This is a genomic window from Holophagales bacterium (genome assembly GCA_016719485.1).
Lineage (GTDB): Bacteria > Acidobacteriota > Thermoanaerobaculia > UBA5066 > UBA5066 > UBA5066.
In genome coordinates this window covers 553,332-571,549 of sequence record JADJZB010000021.1, presented here as the reverse complement: position 1 = coordinate 571,549, position 18,218 = coordinate 553,332, and the positions used below count along the sequence as shown (strand labels likewise).

Here is an 18,218-nt window from a genome sequence, read left to right as displayed (position 1 = left end):
CCGGAGCCCGGCCGACCTCCTTCGAGCGAGAATGGCCGGGCACAGGACCGCCATGGTTTCTTCTTGCGGCCACCCGTCCGTCCGTTTGCTCGCGGCCGCGCTCGCCGTCCTGGCCGGCGCGGTCCGGGGACCTGCCGTCGCGACCTCGGCGCCTCCCACCCCGCGAGCCCAGGCGCCCGTGGAAAAGGCCCGGCACGCGCTCGCCGAAAGGGACGTCCCGTTCGAACCGCACGCCTTCTTCGCCGCTGCCGCGGAGGGGGATCTCGCCCTCGTCGACCTCTTCCTCGAAGCAGGAATGCCCGCGACGGCGCGCGACCAATGGGGCAGCAGCGCGCTGCTGGAAGCGTCGCGGAGCGACCGAGCCGAGGTCGTCGGGAGGCTTCTCGCGCGGGGAGCAAAGCCGGGCGACGCGCCGGGAGGCGAGCCGCCCATCACCGTCGCGGCCGAGGCGGAGAGTCTGGGCGCGCTGAAGGCCCTTCTCGCCGCGGGGGCCGACCCGGACCAGGCCGCCGACCCCGCGAGGGGGCCGGGCGGCACGCCGTTGCAGCGAGCCTGCGCGGCAGAGGCGTGGGAGTCCGCGCGTGTTCTCCTCGAAGGCGGCGCAAGGGCATCCCTCTCTGCGCCGCCGCTCGCGCCGCCCCTCTTCCTCGCGGCCGAGAGCGGCCACGCGCCCACCGTCGCCCTCCTCCTCGCCAGGGGGGCCGACCCAAACGTCCGAGGGACAGGGGGCGCGGCCCCGATCTGGCTTCCGGTCTGGAACGGGCACGTCGAGGTCGTCCGGCTCCTCCTCCTTGGCGGCGCCGACGTGAGGGCCGACCGCGCCACGCTCCTGAAGGGGCGGCCGGGACAACCGGTCAAGCCGGAGATCCGCAAGCTCCTGAAGAACCCGCCGAAGCCCGCCGCGCCCGCGAAGAAGCCGGCTCGCTGACTCCCTCCGGCCTCGCCGAGGTCCTCCCGGGATGCGTTACGCCAGCTCGGCGAAGACGGGTGCGTGATCGGACGGGAGCTTCCCTTTCCGCTCGTCCCGGTCGATGAAGGCGCCCGTGCACCGGGGCGCGAGCGTCCCGGCGAGCAGGACGTGGTCGATCCGCAGTCCGTCGTTCTTCGGGAAGCCGAGCATCCGGTAGTCCCACCAGGAGTAGAGACCGCCCTCCTGGTGGTGGAGACGGAAGGAGTCGACGAGGCCGGCCGCGAGGAGCGCTCCCCACGCCGAGCGCACGTCCGGGTGGCAGAGGACGGAATCGGCCCACGCGGCGGGGTTGGCGACGTCGCGCTCCTCGGGGGCGATGTTGAAGTCCCCGCAGAGGACGAGCGGCGGCCCCCCCGCCTGTCGGCCCGCCCATGCCGCGAGGCGCGCGAGCCACTCCAGCTTGTAGGGCCACTTCTCCGAGCCGACCTCCTTGCCGTTCGGAATGTAGGCCGAGGCGACGCGCAGCCCGCCCACGGTCGCCGCCACGAGGCGCGCCTGGTTCTCGTCGCCGCCGTCCCCGAACCCGGTCTCGACGTCCTTCGGAGCCTCGCGCGAGAGGATCGCGACGCCGTTGTAGGTCTTCTGACCGAGGACGGCGCTCTCGTACCCGACGGCGCGCAGCTCCTCGAACGGGTACCCCTTCTCCTCGGTCTTCAGCTCCTGGAGGCAGACGACGTCGGGCCGGTGCCGCGCCAGGAACCCCAGCAGCCGCTCTTTCCTGGCCTTGACCGAGTTCACGTTCCAGGTCGCGATCCGCATCGGGCCTCCCCTCACCGCCGGAGCGCGTCGATTCCCTTCGCGCCCCGACCGTGGGAGTCGATTCTAGGCGGAAGGCGGGTCGCCGCCCGCGCGGCCCGCGTCCCCGGGCCCCGTCTCCAGCTCGCGGGCGATGAACGTGGCGAGGACGCTCCGGGCGCTCTCGGGCACGTCGACGAACTCCAGACCGAGCTGGGTCGCCACCTCGCCCTTCACGGCGTCGTCTCTCTGGACGAACGCGACGCGTCCGTTCAAGGGGACGACGCCGTCGCGGAGGGAAAGCTCCACCGCGAACGTGTCGCCGAGCGATGCCTCCAGGGTCGTCCGAACGAGCATCCCCGAGAGGCTCAGCTTGAGCACCTCGAAGGCGTAGCGCGCCTCGAGCTCGGCCGGGCGGAGAGCCTGCGCGCGAAAGCGCCCCGTGAGCCGCTGGTGCGGCGAGAGGACGACGTGGTGCTCGAGGAACCCGAGCAGGCCCTTCGCCATGTCCGAGAAGACCCCCTCGAAGGCGAGTCCGGCCTCGTAGACCGCCCGCGGCTCGCCGCCGCCCGTCGCCCGGGCGCTCGCGAGGCGGCACCAGCGAATCGTTCCGGAGACGTCGACCGCGTCGTGGTCTCCCGCGAGGCGGATGGCGTAGGTCCTCCCGAGCTGCAGCCGCTCGGGCGTCTCGAGCGCGAGGCCGGAGACGCTCAGGTTGCGCACCTTCACCTGCGTCCGGAAGAGCAGCGCGCCGTGGACATCGTGGACCTCGTAGCGCCTGTGCCGGCGCTGCCCTGTGTTTGCCATGCTCACCTCCGGGACGACTTCGCGAGAGAGGGGTCGGTGCGTGCCTTCATTATCCTCCCGGTCCGGGGTCGGCATGGTCCCCGTACACTCGAGGCGTGGCCGCCGTCTCCCGCGCAACGCCGCAGGCCCCCGATCCCGCCGCCGTCGCGGCGGCCGCGCGGCTACTGGCCCGGGCGCGGTCGATCCTCTTCGTGACCGGCGCCGGGATCTCCGCCGACTCGGGGCTCCCGACCTACCGGGGCGTCGGCGGTCTGTACGAGGCGGACGTCCCCGAAGAGGGCCTCCCGATCGAGGCCCTTCTGTCCGGCGAGATGCTCGCCCGGCATCCCGAACGCACCTGGAAGTACCTCGGCGCCATCGAGCGGGCCTGCCGCGGCGCGAGGCCCAATCGCGCGCACGAGGTGATCGCGGCGCTCGAGCGGGAGCGGCCCCGCGTCGTCGTCCTGACGCAGAACGTCGACGGGCTCCACCGCGCCGCAGGCTCGAAGGACGTCATCGAGATCCACGGCGACGTCCACGAGCTCGCCTGTACCCGCTGCGCGTGGGAAGAGCGCGTGAAGGACTACGAGGGGCTCGAGATCCCGCCGCGATGTCCCCGGTGCTCGGCCCTCGTACGTCCGGCGGTCGTCCTGTTCGGGGAGATGCTGCCGCGCGCGGCTGTGGCGCGCCTCGAGGAGGAGCTCCGGGCCGGCTTCGACGCCGTCGTCTCCATCGGAACGACGAGCGTCTTCCCCTACATCGCCGCTCCCGTCCTCGCGGCACGCTCCCGGGGCGCAGGCACCGTCGAGGTGAACCCGGGAGAGACGGAGGTCTCGGATGTTGTCGACGTCCGGCTTCGCTGCGGCGCAGCGGCGGCGATGGAGGCTCTTCTGGCCGCCATGAAGAGCGGCGGGGTCCGCTAGACTCCCGCAAGCCTGAGAACGAACGGGAGGAACGGATGACGCTCCGGTTGCGCGTGGTGTCCGCTGACGGGCGCCGCTTCGAGCACGATGTGGATGGGGACGAGATCGTCGTCGGCCGCTCGTCCCGCGCCGGGCTCGCGCTCGCCGACCGCGCGATGTCGCGCGAGCACGCCCGGATCCGCAAGGACGACCAGGGCTGGACGGTGGAGGACCTCGGATCGCACAACGGGACCCGGCTGAACGAAGCTCCCGTCGAGGGCGTCCGGCGCCTGCGCGACGGGGACACCGTCTCGCTCGGCGGGAGCGTCCTCACGCTGGAGATCCACGGCGAGGAGGGCTCGCCCTCGGGCGACTCGGTCATCTACCGCTCGGCCAAGGATCTTCTCCAGTCCGTCTCGGGCTCGACGGACGTCTCCGGCGTCGGTGCGCCGGGCAGGAAGGCCGAGAGCCGCCTCCACATGCTCAACCAGGTCAACCAGGCGCTCGCGAGCTCGATCTCGCTCGAGGAGCTGCTGGAGCTGGTCCTCGATCGCGCCTTCGTCCACCTGAAACCGCAGGAGGGGGCGATCTACCTGCGCGACACCGCGGGAAACGACATCTGCGCCGCCCGCCGGTCGACGCCGGGGCGCGAGTCGAGGCCGATGCACTCCAAGAGCCTCCTCCACGAGGTCATCGACAAGGGGATGGTGGCCCACGTCGTCGACTCCGCCGTGGACGAGCGTTTCTCGGAGAGCAAGAGCCTGATGATGTCGGGTTTGCGCAGCTTCATCGCCGCGCCCCTTCTCGACGCGCAGGGAGCGCTCGGGATGATCGTCGTCGGGGCGGCGCTCGGCGTCAGGAGCTTCCGCGACGAGGACCTCGAGCTCCTCGTTTCCCTCGCGTCGGTGGCGGCACTGCGCATCCGCAACGTGAGGCTCGTCGCCGAGGCGATGGAGCGGCAGAAGCTCGAGCAGGAGGTGCGCCTGGCGCGCCAGATCCAGGTGGCGCTCCTTCCCTCGGCCCTCCCGCCGGTCTCCGGCTGGGAGCTTCACGGCGGCACGCTCCCGTCACGAGGGGTCTCGGGCGACTTCTACAAGGCCCTCGTTCGCGGGGATGGCTCCGACCTCGCGTTCTTCGTCGCCGACGTCTCGGGCAAGGGGATCGCCGCATCGCTCCTGACCGCTTCTCTCGAGGCGCTCTCGGCCCTGCCGCTCGAAGGGAACGACCCTCCCGACCGGATCTGCGAGCAGGTGGGCGCGCTCCTCTTCAAGCGCACGCCGCCCGAGAAGTACGCGACGGCCTTCCTCGGGATCCTCGAGCCGTCCAGCGGCCGGCTCCGCTGGACGAACGCCGGACACAACCCCGCGCTCCTCCTGCGGGCCTCCGGAGAGGCCGAGTGGCTGAAGTCGAACGGCGTCCCGCTCGGCCTCATCCTCGGGGCTCGCTACAAGGAAGGGGACCTGACGATGGGCCCGGGCGACACCCTCTTCGTCTACACCGACGGGATCACGGAGGCCCTGAACCCGGAGGAGGAGGAGTTCGGCGAATCCGGGCTGCTGGCTGCCGCCATCCGCCACCAGAGCCTCGGGCTGCGCGAGCTGGCGGGAGGCCTGGAACGCGACCTCGACGCCTTCGCCAGAGGGGTCCCCTTCCACGACGACCGGACGCTCGTGATCGTCCGGCGGAGTCTCTGAGGAGCGCCGCCATGTTCCTCCGCGTCGTCCGGACCAAGGTCAAGGAGGGCGCCCTGTGGCGCTTCCGCGAGTACTACGAGGAGCGCATCCTCCCCGCGCTCGAGCAGACGGAGGGGTGCCTCTACGCGGCGCTCCTGCGTCCCATGGCCGAGGCCGCGGCCGGAGGCCTCGACTCCCTCACGCTCTGGGAGAGTGCCGCGCACGCCGACGCCTACGTGAACAGCGGCCTCTACGACGAGCTCCTCGACGGAGCCGACCCGCACCTGGCCGCCGCCGCGACCGAGTGGAAGGCCGACCTCGACCGGCTCGCCTCCGGCCAGCGGCCGCCGCTGCCCGACCCCGAGGTCGATACCTATCCGGTCGAGGTGGCGCGGGACACTCCCGGCCCGGAGACCTCCCCGGCCCTCTACCTCCGGATCGTCGACCACCGCGTGGAGCCGGCCCGGTTCGAGGAGCTGAAGAAGACCTACCAGGACGTCGTCGCTCCCGTTCTCCTCGAGACGCCGGGCTGCCTCGCCACATACCTCGTCGAGGGGCTGCGCGGGAAGTCCCAGGCCCTCTCGGTCACGTTCTGGAAGGACGAGGCGAGCGCGGTGAGGTACGAGTCCGGGGGCCAGTTCGACGCCTTCGCCGCGCTCCTCGGTCCCTACCTCTCGGGCCTCTACCACTGGCGGCTCTCGCTCGCCCCCGCCGGAGAGGAGCGGGCCCTGAAGGGAAGCGACCTCTCCGTGAGCGGCTTCCAGATCGTGGCGGGGCGAAGGCTCAGGGCGCCTGGAGCGTGATCAGCTCGTCGACGATCTTCAGTGTCAGGCCCCAGATGACGCGCCCCTCGAAGGTGTAGCAGGGCATCGGGAGCGGCAGCCCCTTTCTGACCCACGTGAAGGCGCTCCGGTTGCGCCGGTCCCGAAGGAACGAGAGAGGCACCCAGAGCGCTTCCTGAACTTCCTCGTTCAGGTTCAGCTCCGGGTCCTCGTCGACCGCGAAGACGAATGGGACGACGCTGTGGGGCACCGAACCGAGCGGCAGGTGCGTCCGCACCTCCGAGAGCCGCCCGAGCGGACGGCCGAGCGCGCTCAGGTCGAGGGCGATCTCCTCGCGCGTCTCGCGCAAGGCCGCGGCGAGCGGCGATGCGTCGCCAGGGTCGACGCGGCCGCCCGGGAGCCCCATCTGGCCCGACCACGGGTCGCGCGGATGCTCGGCACGGCGGATGAAGAGCATCTCGACGCCGCTCTCGCAATCCCGGAGGATCACCGCGACCGCGGCCTTCCGGGTGGCGGGAACACCCTCCTCCGTCCGCGCCGGCAGCCGGGAGAGGGCGGCGGCGAGGTCTGCGAGGTCGGCTCGATCGCTCAAGGTGCCGATTCTTGCACCGGGACCCGGACGGCGGGCCGGCTCCGCGCGAGGCCGGTTCCGCGCCAGTCCGATCGCCGAATTCGGTTGACGGTGTCGTACTCGAGGGGGGAAATTACCCTCGGAAGCCCAGGGAACGAACGGACGCCAGAATGCTCGAAAGGAGCGCGAGGCTCGGTCCGTACGAGGTCCTCGGTCGAATCGGAGCCGGGGGGATGGGAGAGGTCTACCGGGCACGCGACTCGAGGCTCGGGCGGGAGGTGGCGGTCAAGATCCTCCCCGAAGCCCTGGCGCGAGACCCCGACCGGATTTCCCGCTTCGAGCGCGAAGCCCGCGCACTGGCGGCACTCTCCCACCCGAACGTCCTCGCGATCCACGACTTTGGCCGCGAGGGAGAGATCGCCTACGCCGTCACGGAGCTGCTCGAGGGGGAGACGCTCCGGGAACGGCTGCTGCGCGACCGGCCGTCGTGGCGCAGGGCCGCCGAGATCACGGCCGGCATGGCCGACGCGCTCGCGGCGGCCCACGCCCACCACATCGTCCACCGCGACCTGAAGCCCGAGAACGTCTTCCTCACTTCCGACGGACGCGTCAAGGTCCTCGACTTCGGTCTCGCGAAGGTCATCGAGCCGATACTCCCCGAAGCTTCGACTCTCACGTCCCCGACGAGCACGGCCGAAGGGCGCCTCGTCGGTACCGTGTCGTACATGTCGCCGGAGCAGGCACGCGGCCTTGCCGTCGACTCGAAATCCGACATCTTCTCGCTGGGGTGCGTCCTCTACGAGATGCTCGCGGGGCGACGCCCCTTCGACAGGCCGACCATCGCGGACACGATCTCGGCGATCCTCCACGAGGAGCCGGCCCCTGTCGGGGAGTCCTCCACGGTCCATCCTCCGCCTGCTCTCGTCGCGATCGTCTCGCGCTGTCTGGAGAAGAGCCCGGAAGAACGGTTCCACTCCGCACACGACCTCGCGCTCGCGCTGCGGAGCCTCTCGGGAGGCAGCGGTGAGGCCGCCCGCCCACCGGCGAAGTCTCGGGCCCGTCGGCGTCCGGCGCGGACAGCGGTGATCGCCATCGCGGCCGGGCTCGGGGCGATCGCCCTGCTCGGCGTTGCCTGGCGTGCGTTCAGATCCTCCGACGCGCCCCCCGACACGTGGACGTCGTACCAGCTCACGAGCTCGCCGGGGCTGGAAACCGAACCGGCCGTCTCGCCGGACGGCCGGTACGTCGCGTTCACGTCCGACGCGGCAGGGACGGAAGACATCTGGGTTGCCGACGCCCGAGGCGGCGAACCGCTGCAGCTCACCGACCGGCCGGGCAGAGGAGAGACGCCCACCTCGGACAGGAGCCCGGCCTGGGACCCGGACGGCCGCTCTCTCCTCTTCTCGTCATCGAGCCGCTCCGGCGTCCGCAGCGTCTGGAGGATTCCGGCCCTCGGGGGAAGCCCGTCGCCGGTCGTCGAGGCGGCGGACGAACCGGCCGTCTCCCGCGATGGCGCGCTCCTGGCCTTCACGCGGGAAGGGCCGAGCGGCCACAGGCGCATCTGGGTCGCCCCCACCGGAAGTCCGGCTGCGGCGCGCCCGCTGACGACTGAGGTAGACGGGCTCTGGGACCATTCCGGCCCGGCTTTCTCGCCGGACGGGAAGACGATCTGCTATTCCGATTTCCGAGACCTCTGGGCGGTCGACCTCGCGGGAGGCCGGTCCCGAAGGCTCACGGACGACGGGGCGTTCGACTCGGAGCCGGTCTTCTCGCCGGAGGGCCTGGCCATCTACTTCGCATCCCGCCGGGAGCGGGTCGGGGCGATCTGGCGCCTCGCCGTCGCCGGCGGCACGCCACGCCGGGTGACGAGCGGGACCGGGCCCGAGTGCTCACCCTCGTTCTCGGCGGACGGAGAGACGATCGCCTACTCCACCTACCGAAGGAACAGCGACGTCCTGGTCGTCGACCGGCTCCGCGGCGCCGTCCACCGGATCGGTGGCGAGCTTCACGAAGAGACACCGGCGATGGCGCCCGACGGCTCCGCCGTCGTCTTCACGTCCGACCGGCACGGCGCCTCCGACCTCTGGCTCCAGCCGCTGCACGACGGCCGCCCCGAAGGTGCTCTTCGCCGGCTCACCGATCTCGCGGACGGAGGACCGGCGACGCCCGACTACTCGCCCGACGGCCGGTTCATCGCCTTCTTCCGTGCGGTCCGAGGCGAGAGAGACATCTGGCTCCTCCCCTCGGCCGGGGGGGCTCCGCAGCCGGTCGTCGCCGGTCCGGGCACGGACCTCCACCCGTCGTTCTCTCCCGACGGGACGCGCCTTGCGTTCGTCTCCGGGCGCTCCGGCACTCAGAACGTCTGGATCGTCGAGCTGAAGGACGGTGCTCGAGCGGGTGAGCCGTGGCGCCTGACCGAGGGCCCGGCGGCGGAGACGTTCCCCGCCTGGTCTCCCCAGGGAACTCGCATCGCCTTCCTGCGTGGAGACGAGCTCTGGACCGTCGACGCACGGGCAGGCGCCGCACCCGCGCGCACACCGATCCGAAACCTCCTGTCGAACGCCGTCTGGGAGCCGGACGGAGCCTCCGTCGTCGCGGCGGGCGCGTGGGACGGCCGAGCCTCCGTGCGAAGGCTCAGCCTCGCTCGCGGAACGCAGGAGGAGCTGCATCCGCCCGTCTCGCTGAACGCAGACACGCGCAGCGCTTACATCTCCGCCAGCCGGGATCGCCTCCTCCTCGCCGTCCACGTCAGCGAGGTGAGAGGCGACGTCTGGGTGGCGAGAAGGGACGAAAGCCACCGTTGAAGCGTGCACCCCCAGGCCTCGAAACCGGGATGCGGAAAGGAAGACCACTCATGGACGCACCGAAGGGCTCCCCCACGACCGAGGTGAACAGGAAAGGGCTGATCCGGCTGATCTTCCGGTACAAGGGGCTCCTCGAAGCCCAGCTGAGCTATCTGGTGAGCCTCCCGCCGGAGTCGGAGACCGTTTCGCTCCACCTGCCCCAGTCCCCGGGTCAGGGACTCGGACTCGGAGAGCTGTCACCGTCGCTCCCCCCCGCGCAGCCTCCCGCCGGCTCGACACCGCCGGCGACAACGGCGCCCGGCGATGGGGCGGGAAGCCTCTCCAGCCACGCGGTGCTCCTCCGACCGAGGAACCAGGATCCCGGCACGCTCGAGAACAGCTGCGTCTCGAGCATCGACCCGATTACGAACGACGTCGAGCTCGTGGACGCGGTGACGCCGTTCGTGCGCGCTCTCGCGGAGTAGTGACCCGGACGGACCGGTCCGCGTGGCAGCCGCTCGTCGCGGGCCCCCGCGCCGTGACGCTGATGCTCACGACGCGGTGCAACCTCGCCTGCGCTTACTGCCCTCAGCGGCGCGGGCCGCCGCACGCCATGAGCGCGCGGACGCTGGAGGCCGCAGTTCGCCTGGTCGCCAGGACCGGGCATGCGCGGCCGAAGCTGGTCCTCTTCGGCGGCGAGCCCCTCCTCGAGAAGGGTCTCGTCTTCCGGGCGCTCGATCGCCTCGCCCGGCACGCGCGGCCCGGCCTCGCCCCGGACGTGCGGATCGTGACGAACGGTCTCCTGCTCGACGACGAGACGACGGACCGTCTCGAGGAGCTCGGCGTCACCGTGGAGCTCTCCTGCGACGGCCTTCCGGAGGCCCAGGAGCGGCGCGGGCCCGACACCCCGGCCCGCCTCTACGCTCTCCTTCTTCGCCTGGCGTCGCGCCAGCCCGGTTTCCTCGACACCCGCCTGGTGGCGAGGCTCACGCTCGACTCCGGAAACGTCACGTTCCTCTCCCGCTCCTTCGACTCCCTCATCCAGCTGGGAGTGCGCGAGATCCAGCCGGCCCCCGTGTACACCCCTGACCCCGGCTGGGACGACGCCTGCGCGGAGACGCTCGATGCCGAGCTGGAACGTGTCGTGGACGAGGCTCTCGACCTCGGTCCGGCCGACGGGCGATTCGCATTCGGTCCGCTACGAGGGGTCCCGGTGAGGCGTCCGCAGCACTCCCGGGCAGCGTGCAGCCTCGGCTCCCCGGACGTTCTCTTCGTCGACGTCGACGGGCGCGTCGCTCCGTGCGGGGCCTTCGCCGACTCCGTCAATCCGTCGATCCCCACGCTCGCGGAGGAGCTGCGCGGCCCGCTCCGCGGTCCGCGCGTCGCAGCATCGGGTCTCGAAGATTCACTCGCCCGCCGATGGGAGACCGCCACCCGCCTTCCGCTCCTTCACCCCGCGAGCGACCGCAACTCTCCACGGGACACCTGCGCCTCCTGCGAGGCGCTCCCCGAATGCTTCGTCTGCCCCGCGTCGATCGCCTTTGCGCCGGAACAGGACCCGTGTCTCGTCCCGGCGATCCAGTGCGACTGGAACCGCCTCGTCGCGAAGCACCGGCGAGCGTTCCAGCGCCGGCTCGCCTCGCGCGAGGCGGACCTTCAGCGCGCCGGCAGCAGCTCGAGCGCCGCCGCGACGAGCGCCGTCACGCCGGCGCGGATCGACGGGGCGTAGTCGGGAGAGAACTCGGCGGAGTGGAGCGGCGCGAGCGACTTTCCGGCCGCTTTCGCCTCGGCAAGGGCGGCGGGCGGGGCCACTCCGAGCCAGAACATCGACGCGGGCACACCCTCGCGGCCGAAGTAGGCGAAGTCCTCGCTGACGCTCGCCGGCGGGAAGTCGATGACGTTCGGACTCCCAAGCGCCGCAGAGAAGGCGCCCTTGAGGCGCCCGGTCAACGGCACGTCGTTCACGACGCCGGGCGTCGACTCGACGACGGTCACCTTCGGCGCAGCCGGGGCGGACGCCGCCATCGCCTCGGCGGCGGCGACGCGCCGGATCCCGTCCAGGAGGGCCTGCCTCACCTCTTCGCGATAGGCGCGGACGGTGAGCTTCAGGTGAGCCTCGGGCGGGATGACGTTGTGCTTGGCGCCCGCCTGGAACGACCCGACGCTGACGACCGCCGGCTCGAACGGGCTCTTCTCGCGGGAGACGAGGGCCTGCAGCGTGACGACGGTCCTGGCCCCGATGAGGATCGGATCGACCGTCCGGTGCGGCATCGCACCGTGGCCACCCTTGCCGTAGATGGTCACGTCGACGGAATCGACGGAGGCGAAGGCCGGCCCGGGGGTGACACCCACCTGCCCGGCAGGAAGGTCGGGCGTCACGTGGAGCGCGACGGCGAAGGAGGGGCGCGGGAAGCGGGTGAACAGGCCGTCCTTCAGCATCGTCTCGGCGCCGGCCCCCTTCTCCTCCGCCGGCTGTCCCACGAGGACGAGCGTGCCGCGCCAGCTTTCCTTCGCCCGTGCCAGGAGAGTCGCTGCGCCGGTCCAGACGGTCATGTGGAGGTCGTGCCCGCAGGCGTGCATCACGGGAATCGGCTGCCCGTGATCGTCCTTCCCGAGCGCGCGGCTCGCGTGCGGCAGGCCCGTCTTCTCCTCGACCGGGAGGGCGTCGAGGTCGGTGCGGAGCATCACGACAGGCCCGTCGCCGTTCGCCAGGACCCCGACGACGCCCGTTCCACCGACCCTCTCCGTCACCTCGAAGCCGAGAGAACGCAGGCGCGCCGCCAGCTTGCCGGCGGTCGCCGTCTCCTGGAGGGAGAGCTCCGGCGTCCGGTGGAGATCGAGGTAGAGCTCCTCGAGGGCGGGCGCGGCCCCGGGCAGCGGCCCGAGGGCAGTTGCGAGGCGGGGCCCGGCCGAGGGCGGGGCGGCGAGCGCCGGGAAGGCGAGTCCTGCGACGAGGGCGGCGGCGGCTGGGCGCATCGGTTCCTCCATGAGCGTCCTTCCTGTCGCCCGACTATAGTGGAGGGGTGAGCCCCGAGACGCCCGGCTGGGTCCGCGACGCCGTCTTCTACCAGGTCTTCCCCGACCGCTTCGCGCGGAGCGAGCGCCTCGCCCGGCCCGCGAACCTCGAGCCGTGGGACTCCCCGCCGACCGCCCACGGCTTCAAGGGGGGCGATCTCCTCGGCGTGGCCGAGAAGCTCGACGACCTGAAGGACCTCGGCGTCACCGCCCTCTACCTCAATCCGGTCTTCGCGTCCGCCGCGAACCACCGGTACCACACCTGGGACTACCACCGGGTCGACCCGCTCCTCGGCGGCGACGCCGCCCTGCGCGAGCTGCTCGACGCCGCCCACGCCCGCGGGATGCGCGTCATTCTCGACGGCGTCTTCAATCACGTCGGCCGGGGCTTCTTCGCTTTCCACCACGTCCTGGAGAACGGGGCCGACTCGCCCTACATCGACTGGTTCCTCCTGGACCTCGAGAGGCTCCGCTCCGGCAAGCCCCTCGGCGCCTACGCGGAGCCGAAGCTCCTGCGCCGCGGAAAGAAGCACAAGCCCGCCTTCGAGGAGCTCGGCTACGCGGCCTGGTGGGACGTCCCCGCCCTGCCCAAGCTCGACACGCGGACCCCCGCCGTCCGCGAGCACCTCTGGGAGGTCGCCGAGTACTGGATCCGGTTCGGCATCGACGGCTGGAGGCTCGACGTCCCGTCCGAGATCGACGACGACGAGTTCTGGCGCGAGCTGCGCAGGCGCGTCAAGCGCGCGAACCCCGAGGCCTACCTCGTCGGGGAGATCTGGTACGACGCGCGGCGCTGGCTCGCGGGCGACCAGTTCGACGCGACGATGAACTACCCCCTCGCCAAGGCGGCGCTCGGCTTCTTCGTGAAGGACCTCGATCTCGACGAGGTCCGCTCCGTCGGTGGCTACCGCGACGTGCGGCCCCTCGATGCCCCGGACTTCGCCGCCGAGGTCGAGAGGGTCCTCGGCCTCTACGACCCCGCCGTCCGCGACGTCCAGCTGAACCTTCTCGGCAGTCACGACACGCCCCGCTTCCTCACCGCGTCCGGAAACGACCTCGCCGCCCTCGAGATGGCGTTCCTCTTCCTCTTCACGGTTCCCGGGGCCCCGTGCGTCTACTACGGTGACGAGATCGGCCTCGAGGGAGGCCCCGATCCCGACTGCCGGCGGACCTTCCCCTGGGACGAGTCGTCGTGGGACCACGTCCTGCGCGATCACGTCAAGCGGCTCGCGGCCCTGCGGCACGCCCACCCGGCGCTCCGGCGGGGCTCGTTCCGGACGCTCATGGCCGAACGCGAGGTCGTCGCGTTCGGGCGCTCCTTCGACCAGGACGCCGTCGTCGCCGTGTTCAACGTCTCCAAAGAGGAGAGGCGTATCGACCTCGCCGTGGGCAGCGTCGGCCCGTTCCTCCTGGACGCGGCCACCGGCGAGGAGCTGGCGGTGACCGAAGGCGAGCTGCGCGACGTCGTCCTCCCGGCCCGTTCCGGGCGCGCCCTCGCCGTTCCGCCGTCGGCCACCTGACGATCCGGCGGCGCGCATGAGGCCGCTGTACCACTTCCTCGACCCGCTCTGGCGGCGGTTTCCCTTCCCCGCCGGCCACACGTTCGAGGCGACGGCGTTCCAGGACGCCACGGTCCTCCGGATGGCGAGGACCTACCGCGGCCGGGAGCTCCTCCCGGTCTACTGCTACGCGGTGGGCGACACGCTCGTCGACAGCGGGATCTCCTCGGTCGGGGACGAGGTCATCGCCGCCGCCCGCCACGCGAAGGTCGCGCGTGTCGTCCTGACCCACCACCACGAGGACCATTCGGGCAACGCCGCGCGCCTCGCTTCCCTCGGGGCCGAGGTCCTCGCGACGGCCCCCGGAGTGAGGCTCGTGGCCCACGACCTCCCGCGCCGCTTCTACCAGCACGTCCTCTGGGGAGAGGCCGATCCCGTGGAGGCCCGCGAGGTTCCGCCCGAGGTCCCTCTCGGCCGCCTCACCGCGCGCGTCGTCCCCGCGTCGGGGCACGCCGTCGACCAGCTCGCCCTCCTCGTCCCCGAGCGGGGCTGGCTCCTCTCGGGCGACGCCTTCGCCGCCGAGAGGGTGAAGGTCTTCCGCGGCGACGAGGACTTCTACGCGTCGTGTGCGACTCTGGAGCGTTTCCTGACGCTCGACTTCGACGCGCTCCTCTGCGCGCATCGCCCCCGCTTCACGGGCGGAAAGGAGGCGATCCGGGTCAAGCTCGCCTGGCTGAGAGAGCTCGAGGGCCGGGTGAAGGCGTCGCGCGCGCGGGGACGGTCGGTCCGGCGCATCGTCCGCGAGCTGGGGATCGAGCCATCCTCGTCCTTCTACACGATCACGTTCGGCGACGTGACGACCGCGAACCTCGTCCGGTCGATCCTCGACGGGCCGAAGCGGCGCGTCGAGGTCGTCCGGGCGCTCGGGTCATCGATCTAGGGAACCGGCACGCCAGGCAGGGACGATCAAGTCCGACTCCCTGTTCGTGAAGCGACGATTCCGCGGGCCCGCGTGATGTATTCGCATCACGTGCATTGCGCCTCCTTAGATGCGACGCGTGCTCATGATTCACGCAAATCACGTCATATCCGTAAGTTTCGAAATGTGTTCCGCGTCGGCCCGGGAGCCGCACCACCTGTCCATCCGGCCTCATCTGGTCCTGATTTGAAGTCTTTGAAGGATGGTGCTGCACCGCAGTGGGACGGAACATGCCCCGCTGGAGCGAGATCGGGGATCTCGGTTTGAGGGGGCCGCTTGCCGGGCTATTTCCTCGTTGCCTCGGGACTCTCGTGGACGTCCGGGTGCTCCTTTCTTCAGGTGCCCGGATCGGCCCGCCCGATCGGATCCAGAGCTCCCCTGCATGCGGCCCGCCGGACGCGGGCGACCTGCCTCGCCAGCCGGATGGGCCGGGATCACGATGACTCGCGCGCCCCGGGAACACACCGAAACAGGATGGGAGATCGATGAGCAACACCGTTCGCTATGACGATCGAACCCCGCGGCTCTTCTTCCTGGCCGCCGTGGTGTGGGCCGTGGTCGGGATGCTCGTGGGCATGCTGATCGCGGCCATGCTCTTCCTGCCGGGGCTGAACCTCGCGCCGTACCTGACGTTCGGGAGGCTCCGCCCGCTCCACACGAACGCGGTGATCTTCGCGTTCATCGGCAACATCATCTTCGCGGGGACCTACCACTCGATGCAGAGGCTGCTGAAGGCGCGCCTCTTCAGCGACGTCCTCTCGAAGATCCACTTCTGGGGCTGGCAGCTCCTCATCGCGGCGGCGGCCGTGGCGCTCGTCACGGGCCACACGCAGGGGAAGGAGTACGCCGAGCTCCCGTGGGTCCTCGACGTCGTCATCGCGGTCCTCTGGGTGATCTTCGGGATCAACTTCTTCGGCACGATCGCGGTCCGCCGCGAGAAGCACCTCTACGTCGCGATCTGGTTCTACATCGCGACGATCGTCGCGGTCGCCATCCTCCACATCGGCAACAGCATGGCGATGCCCTACTCCTGGTTCGGGAGCTACTCGGCGTACGCGGGGGTCAAGGACGCCCTGATGCAGTGGTGGTACGGCCACAACGCGGTGGCGTTCTTCCTCACCACGCCGTTCCTCGGGCTCATGTACTACTACCTGCCGAAGGCGGCCGACCGCCCGGTCTTCAGCTACCGGCTGTCGATCATGCACTTCTGGTCGCTCGTCTTCGTCTACATCTGGGCGGGCCCGCACCACCTCCACTACTCGGCGATCCCGGAGTGGGCCTCGACGCTCGGGATGCTCTTCTCCCTCATCCTCTGGATGCCGTCCTGGGGCGGCATGGTGAACGGCTTCTTCACGCTCCGGGGCGCGTGGCACAAGCTGCGCGAGGACCCCATCCTGAAGTTCATGGTCGTCGCCGTCACGTACTACGGCATGTCGACCTTCGAAGGACCGATGATGTCGATCAAGTCGGTGAACGCGGTCTCGCACTTCACCGACTGGACGATCGGGCACGTCCACGCGGGGGCCCTCGGCTGGAACGCTTTCCTCTCGTTCGGCATCCTCTACTGGGCGGTCCCGAGGCTCTGGAAGACGGAGCTCTACTCGAAGAAGCTCGCGACGACGCACTTCTGGATCTCGACGATCGGCCTCATCCTCTACCAGGTGTCGATGTGGGTCGCCGGCATCACCCAGTGGGCGATGTGGCGCGCCTTCGAGCCCGACGGACGGCTCGCCTACCCCGACTTCATCGAGACCGTCATCCGGATCGTCCCGATGTACTGGGTCCGCCTCGTCGCGGCGATCCTCTTCTTCTCCGGCCTCTTCTTCCTCGTCTACAACCTCGTGAAGACGATCAAGGGCGCCCCGGCGAACTTCGCCGAGGAGCCCGAGGTGAACGCCCCGCCGCTCGTCGCCGACCTCTCGGCGCCGGGCGCGGTGACGCCTCCGAACACCTACGACCACGCCCTCTACCGCTTCCAGCACTCCCTCAGGCACGGCTTCCACCGGATCCTCGAGGGACGCGTCGTCCTCCTCACGGTCCTCACGGCCCTCGCCCTCTCCGTCGGATCCCTCGTCGAGGCGATCCCGATGTTCTTCGACAAGGCGAACGTCAAGGAGATCGCGAGCGTCAAGCCCTACACGCCGCTCGAGGTCCTCGGGCGCGACATCTACCTTCGCGAGGGCTGCTACAACTGCCACTCGCAGCTCGTCCGCCCGTTCCGCTACGAGACGGAGCGCTACGGCGAGTACTCGAAGGCGGGCGAGTACGTCTACGACCACCCCTTCCAGTGGGGCTCGAAGCGAACCGGACCCGACCTTCACCGCGTCGGCGGGAAGTACCCCTCGCTCTGGCACGTCCGCCACATGGAACGCCCCGACTCGACGACCCCCGGGTCGGTCATGCCGCGCTACACGCACCTGCAGAAGGACGCCTTCGACGTGGCCAGCATCGGCTCGAAGATGCGGGCCCTGCGGGCCGTCGGCACGCCCTACACGGACGGCGAGATCGAGAGCGCCCCGGCCGCGATCGCGGCCCAGGCGCAGGCGATTGCCGCGGAGGTCGAGTCCCAGCGCGGCCCGACCGGGCTCGCGGACAAGGAGATCACGGCGCTCACCGCCTACCTCCAGCGGCTCGGGACCGACATCAAGTGGAGGAAGGTCGCGCCGCAGGCGCCCCTCGCCTCGGCGCCAGCCCCCGCCGCGATCGCGGAGAAGTAGCCGTGCTGCAGGAGCTCGCCGCCCGGACCTCAGCGACCACCTGGGCCATCGCCTCGATGCTCTTCTTCCTGAGCGTCTGGATCTTCGTCGCGGTCCGGGTCTTCCGGTCCCGCCCCGAGGAGATGGACGCGCTCGCCCGCCTCCCCCTCGAGGGGGACGGTGAGGCCTCGGCTGAACTCCCTCTGGGCGCGAGCCCGAGAGCCTGACGAGAGGGGACCATGGCACAGTTCGAAGACAAGGTTCTGCACGAGCTGGACGGGATCAAGGAATACGACAACCCGATGCCGGGGTGGCTGATGGCCATCTGGTGGGGCTCCCTGATCTTCTCCGCCGCCTACCTCATCTTCTACGCCCTGAGCTTCGGCGAAGGCTCGATGGAGGCGGAGTACCGCGCCGACACCGAGCAGGCCCTCACCGCGGTCCAGGCCCACTACGACGCGAACCCCCTCGTGCCGCCGACGGCGGCCGAGCTCCTCGCCGGCGCCGGCAACGCGGCCGTCGTCGAGGTGGGCGCCACGCGCTTCGCGAAGTCGTGCGCCCCCTGTCACGGCGCCCAGGCCCAGGGGCTCATCGGTCCGAACCTCACCGACGACCGCTGGATCCACGGCGGGTCGGTCGAGCAGATCTTCCAGTCGATCGCCAAGGGCTGGCCGGCCAAGGGGATGCCGCCCTGGGGGCGCGCCGTGAAGCCGGAGGAGCTGTCGGGCCTCGTCTCGTACGTGAGGAGCCTGCAGGGATCGAACCCGCCGAACCCCAAGCCCGCCGAGGGCGACCCGGTGGCACCCGAGCCGATCCCGGGAACCTGA

16 protein-coding genes are annotated in these 18,218 nt (G+C 70.8%); 12 read left to right on the top strand and 4 right to left on the bottom strand.

The genetic code is table 11. The annotated features are described in order from the left end of the window. Window positions 1–52 precede the first annotated feature (52 nt). Window positions 53–928, top strand: a complete 876-nt coding sequence (locus tag IPN03_14600) for an ankyrin repeat domain-containing protein (protein ID MBK9374914.1) — start codon at window positions 53–55, stop codon at window positions 926–928. A gap of 36 nt (window positions 929–964) precedes the next feature. On the opposite strand, the gene xth is transcribed toward IPN03_14600, so the two are convergent. Continuing rightward, on the bottom strand, window positions 965–1,729 hold the full coding sequence (xth, locus tag IPN03_14595; protein MBK9374913.1) for an exodeoxyribonuclease III: 765 nt from the start codon (window positions 1,727–1,729) through the stop codon (window positions 965–967). A gap of 63 nt (window positions 1,730–1,792) precedes the next feature. Next, window positions 1,793–2,512: a PilZ domain-containing protein gene (locus IPN03_14590; GenBank protein MBK9374912.1), complete on the bottom strand. Its 720-nt coding sequence runs from the start codon at window positions 2,510–2,512 to the stop codon at window positions 1,793–1,795. A 95-nt stretch (window positions 2,513–2,607) separates the two neighbouring features. Between IPN03_14590 and IPN03_14585 the strand changes: the two genes are divergently transcribed. Genes IPN03_14585 through IPN03_14575 form a run of 3 tightly spaced genes read left to right on the top strand, consistent with a single transcriptional unit; the run spans window position 2,608 to window position 5,869 of the window. Next, window positions 2,608–3,414: an NAD-dependent protein deacylase gene (locus IPN03_14585; GenBank protein MBK9374911.1), complete on the top strand. Its 807-nt coding sequence runs from the start codon at window positions 2,608–2,610 to the stop codon at window positions 3,412–3,414. A 35-nt stretch (window positions 3,415–3,449) separates the two neighbouring features. Next, window positions 3,450–5,087 (top strand): SpoIIE family protein phosphatase, encoded by a 1,638-nt coding sequence (locus IPN03_14580; protein ID MBK9374910.1) that lies wholly within the window; start codon window positions 3,450–3,452, stop codon window positions 5,085–5,087. Window positions 5,088–5,098: 11 nt separating this feature from the next. Beyond that, window positions 5,099–5,869, top strand: coding sequence for an antibiotic biosynthesis monooxygenase (locus IPN03_14575; GenBank protein ID MBK9374909.1), 771 nt, complete (start codon window positions 5,099–5,101; stop codon window positions 5,867–5,869). Here the strand turns inward: IPN03_14575 and IPN03_14570 are convergent. After that, window positions 5,850–6,440 (bottom strand): CoA pyrophosphatase, encoded by a 591-nt coding sequence (locus tag IPN03_14570; protein ID MBK9374908.1) that lies wholly within the window; start codon window positions 6,438–6,440, stop codon window positions 5,850–5,852. The genes IPN03_14575 and IPN03_14570 overlap by 20 nt on opposite strands. Before the next feature lie 149 nt (window positions 6,441–6,589). On the opposite strand from IPN03_14570, the gene IPN03_14565 reads away from it, so the two are divergent. Genes IPN03_14565 through IPN03_14555 form a run of 3 tightly spaced genes read left to right on the top strand, consistent with a single transcriptional unit; the run spans window position 6,590 to window position 10,931 of the window. Further along, window positions 6,590–9,223, top strand: a complete 2,634-nt coding sequence (locus IPN03_14565) for a PD40 domain-containing protein (GenBank protein MBK9374907.1) — start codon at window positions 6,590–6,592, stop codon at window positions 9,221–9,223. 50 nt (window positions 9,224–9,273) lie between these two features. Continuing rightward, complete coding sequence (locus IPN03_14560; GenBank protein ID MBK9374906.1) at window positions 9,274–9,687, top strand: hypothetical protein; 414 nt, start codon at window positions 9,274–9,276, stop codon at window positions 9,685–9,687. Beyond that, a complete protein-coding gene (locus tag IPN03_14555) occupies window positions 9,687–10,931 on the top strand; it encodes a radical SAM protein (GenBank protein ID MBK9374905.1) in 1,245 nt (414 codons plus the stop codon). The genes IPN03_14560 and IPN03_14555 overlap by 1 nt, the downstream gene beginning before the upstream one ends. On the opposite strand, the gene IPN03_14550 is transcribed toward IPN03_14555, so the two are convergent. Next, window positions 10,859–12,178: an amidohydrolase gene (locus IPN03_14550; protein MBK9374904.1), complete on the bottom strand. Its 1,320-nt coding sequence runs from the start codon at window positions 12,176–12,178 to the stop codon at window positions 10,859–10,861. The two genes, IPN03_14555 and IPN03_14550, sit on opposite strands and share 73 nt — an antisense overlap. 47 nt (window positions 12,179–12,225) lie before the next feature. Between IPN03_14550 and IPN03_14545 the strand changes: the two genes are divergently transcribed. The 5 genes from IPN03_14545 to IPN03_14525 all read left to right on the top strand — a co-directional run bounded on the left by IPN03_14545 (window position 12,226) and on the right by IPN03_14525 (window position 18,218). Further along, window positions 12,226–13,737: a glycoside hydrolase family 13 protein gene (locus IPN03_14545; GenBank protein MBK9374903.1), complete on the top strand. Its 1,512-nt coding sequence runs from the start codon at window positions 12,226–12,228 to the stop codon at window positions 13,735–13,737. Window positions 13,738–13,753: 16 nt separating this feature from the next. Beyond that, complete coding sequence (locus IPN03_14540; GenBank protein ID MBK9374902.1) at window positions 13,754–14,656, top strand: MBL fold metallo-hydrolase; 903 nt, start codon at window positions 13,754–13,756, stop codon at window positions 14,654–14,656. A gap of 524 nt (window positions 14,657–15,180) precedes the next feature. Beyond that, window positions 15,181–17,412: a cytochrome-c oxidase, cbb3-type subunit I gene (ccoN, locus tag IPN03_14535; GenBank protein MBK9374901.1), complete on the top strand. Its 2,232-nt coding sequence runs from the start codon at window positions 15,181–15,183 to the stop codon at window positions 17,410–17,412. Between the two features lie 2 nt (window positions 17,413–17,414). After that, window positions 17,415–17,618, top strand: a complete 204-nt coding sequence (locus IPN03_14530) for a hypothetical protein (GenBank protein MBK9374900.1) — start codon at window positions 17,415–17,417, stop codon at window positions 17,616–17,618. Window positions 17,619–17,630: 12 nt separating this feature from the next. After that, the gene (locus IPN03_14525) at window positions 17,631–18,218 is read left to right on the top strand and encodes a c-type cytochrome (protein MBK9374899.1); all 588 of its coding nucleotides are present in this window, start codon (window positions 17,631–17,633) and stop codon (window positions 18,216–18,218) included.

Excerpts from the sequence above, each read along its gene's own strand:
- IPN03_14565 (MBK9374907.1), top strand. The coding sequence starts at position 6,590 with ATGCTCGAAAGGAGCGCGAGGCTCGGTCCGTACGAGGTCCTCGGTCGA.
- IPN03_14600 (MBK9374914.1), top strand. The coding sequence starts at position 53 with ATGGTTTCTTCTTGCGGCCACCCGTCCGTCCGTTTGCTCGCGGCCGCG.
- IPN03_14590 (MBK9374912.1), bottom strand. The coding sequence starts at position 2,512 with ATGGCAAACACAGGGCAGCGCCGGCACAGGCGCTACGAGGTCCACGAT.
- IPN03_14575 (MBK9374909.1), top strand. The coding sequence starts at position 5,099 with ATGTTCCTCCGCGTCGTCCGGACCAAGGTCAAGGAGGGCGCCCTGTGG.
- IPN03_14560 (MBK9374906.1), top strand. The coding sequence starts at position 9,274 with ATGGACGCACCGAAGGGCTCCCCCACGACCGAGGTGAACAGGAAAGGG.
- ccoN (MBK9374901.1), top strand. The coding sequence starts at position 15,181 with ATGAGCAACACCGTTCGCTATGACGATCGAACCCCGCGGCTCTTCTTC.
- IPN03_14580 (MBK9374910.1), top strand. The coding sequence starts at position 3,450 with ATGACGCTCCGGTTGCGCGTGGTGTCCGCTGACGGGCGCCGCTTCGAG.
- IPN03_14525 (MBK9374899.1), top strand. The coding sequence starts at position 17,631 with ATGGCACAGTTCGAAGACAAGGTTCTGCACGAGCTGGACGGGATCAAG.
- xth (MBK9374913.1), bottom strand. The coding sequence starts at position 1,729 with ATGCGGATCGCGACCTGGAACGTGAACTCGGTCAAGGCCAGGAAAGAG.
- IPN03_14550 (MBK9374904.1), bottom strand. The coding sequence starts at position 12,178 with ATGCGCCCAGCCGCCGCCGCCCTCGTCGCAGGACTCGCCTTCCCGGCG.
- IPN03_14540 (MBK9374902.1), top strand. The coding sequence starts at position 13,754 with ATGAGGCCGCTGTACCACTTCCTCGACCCGCTCTGGCGGCGGTTTCCC.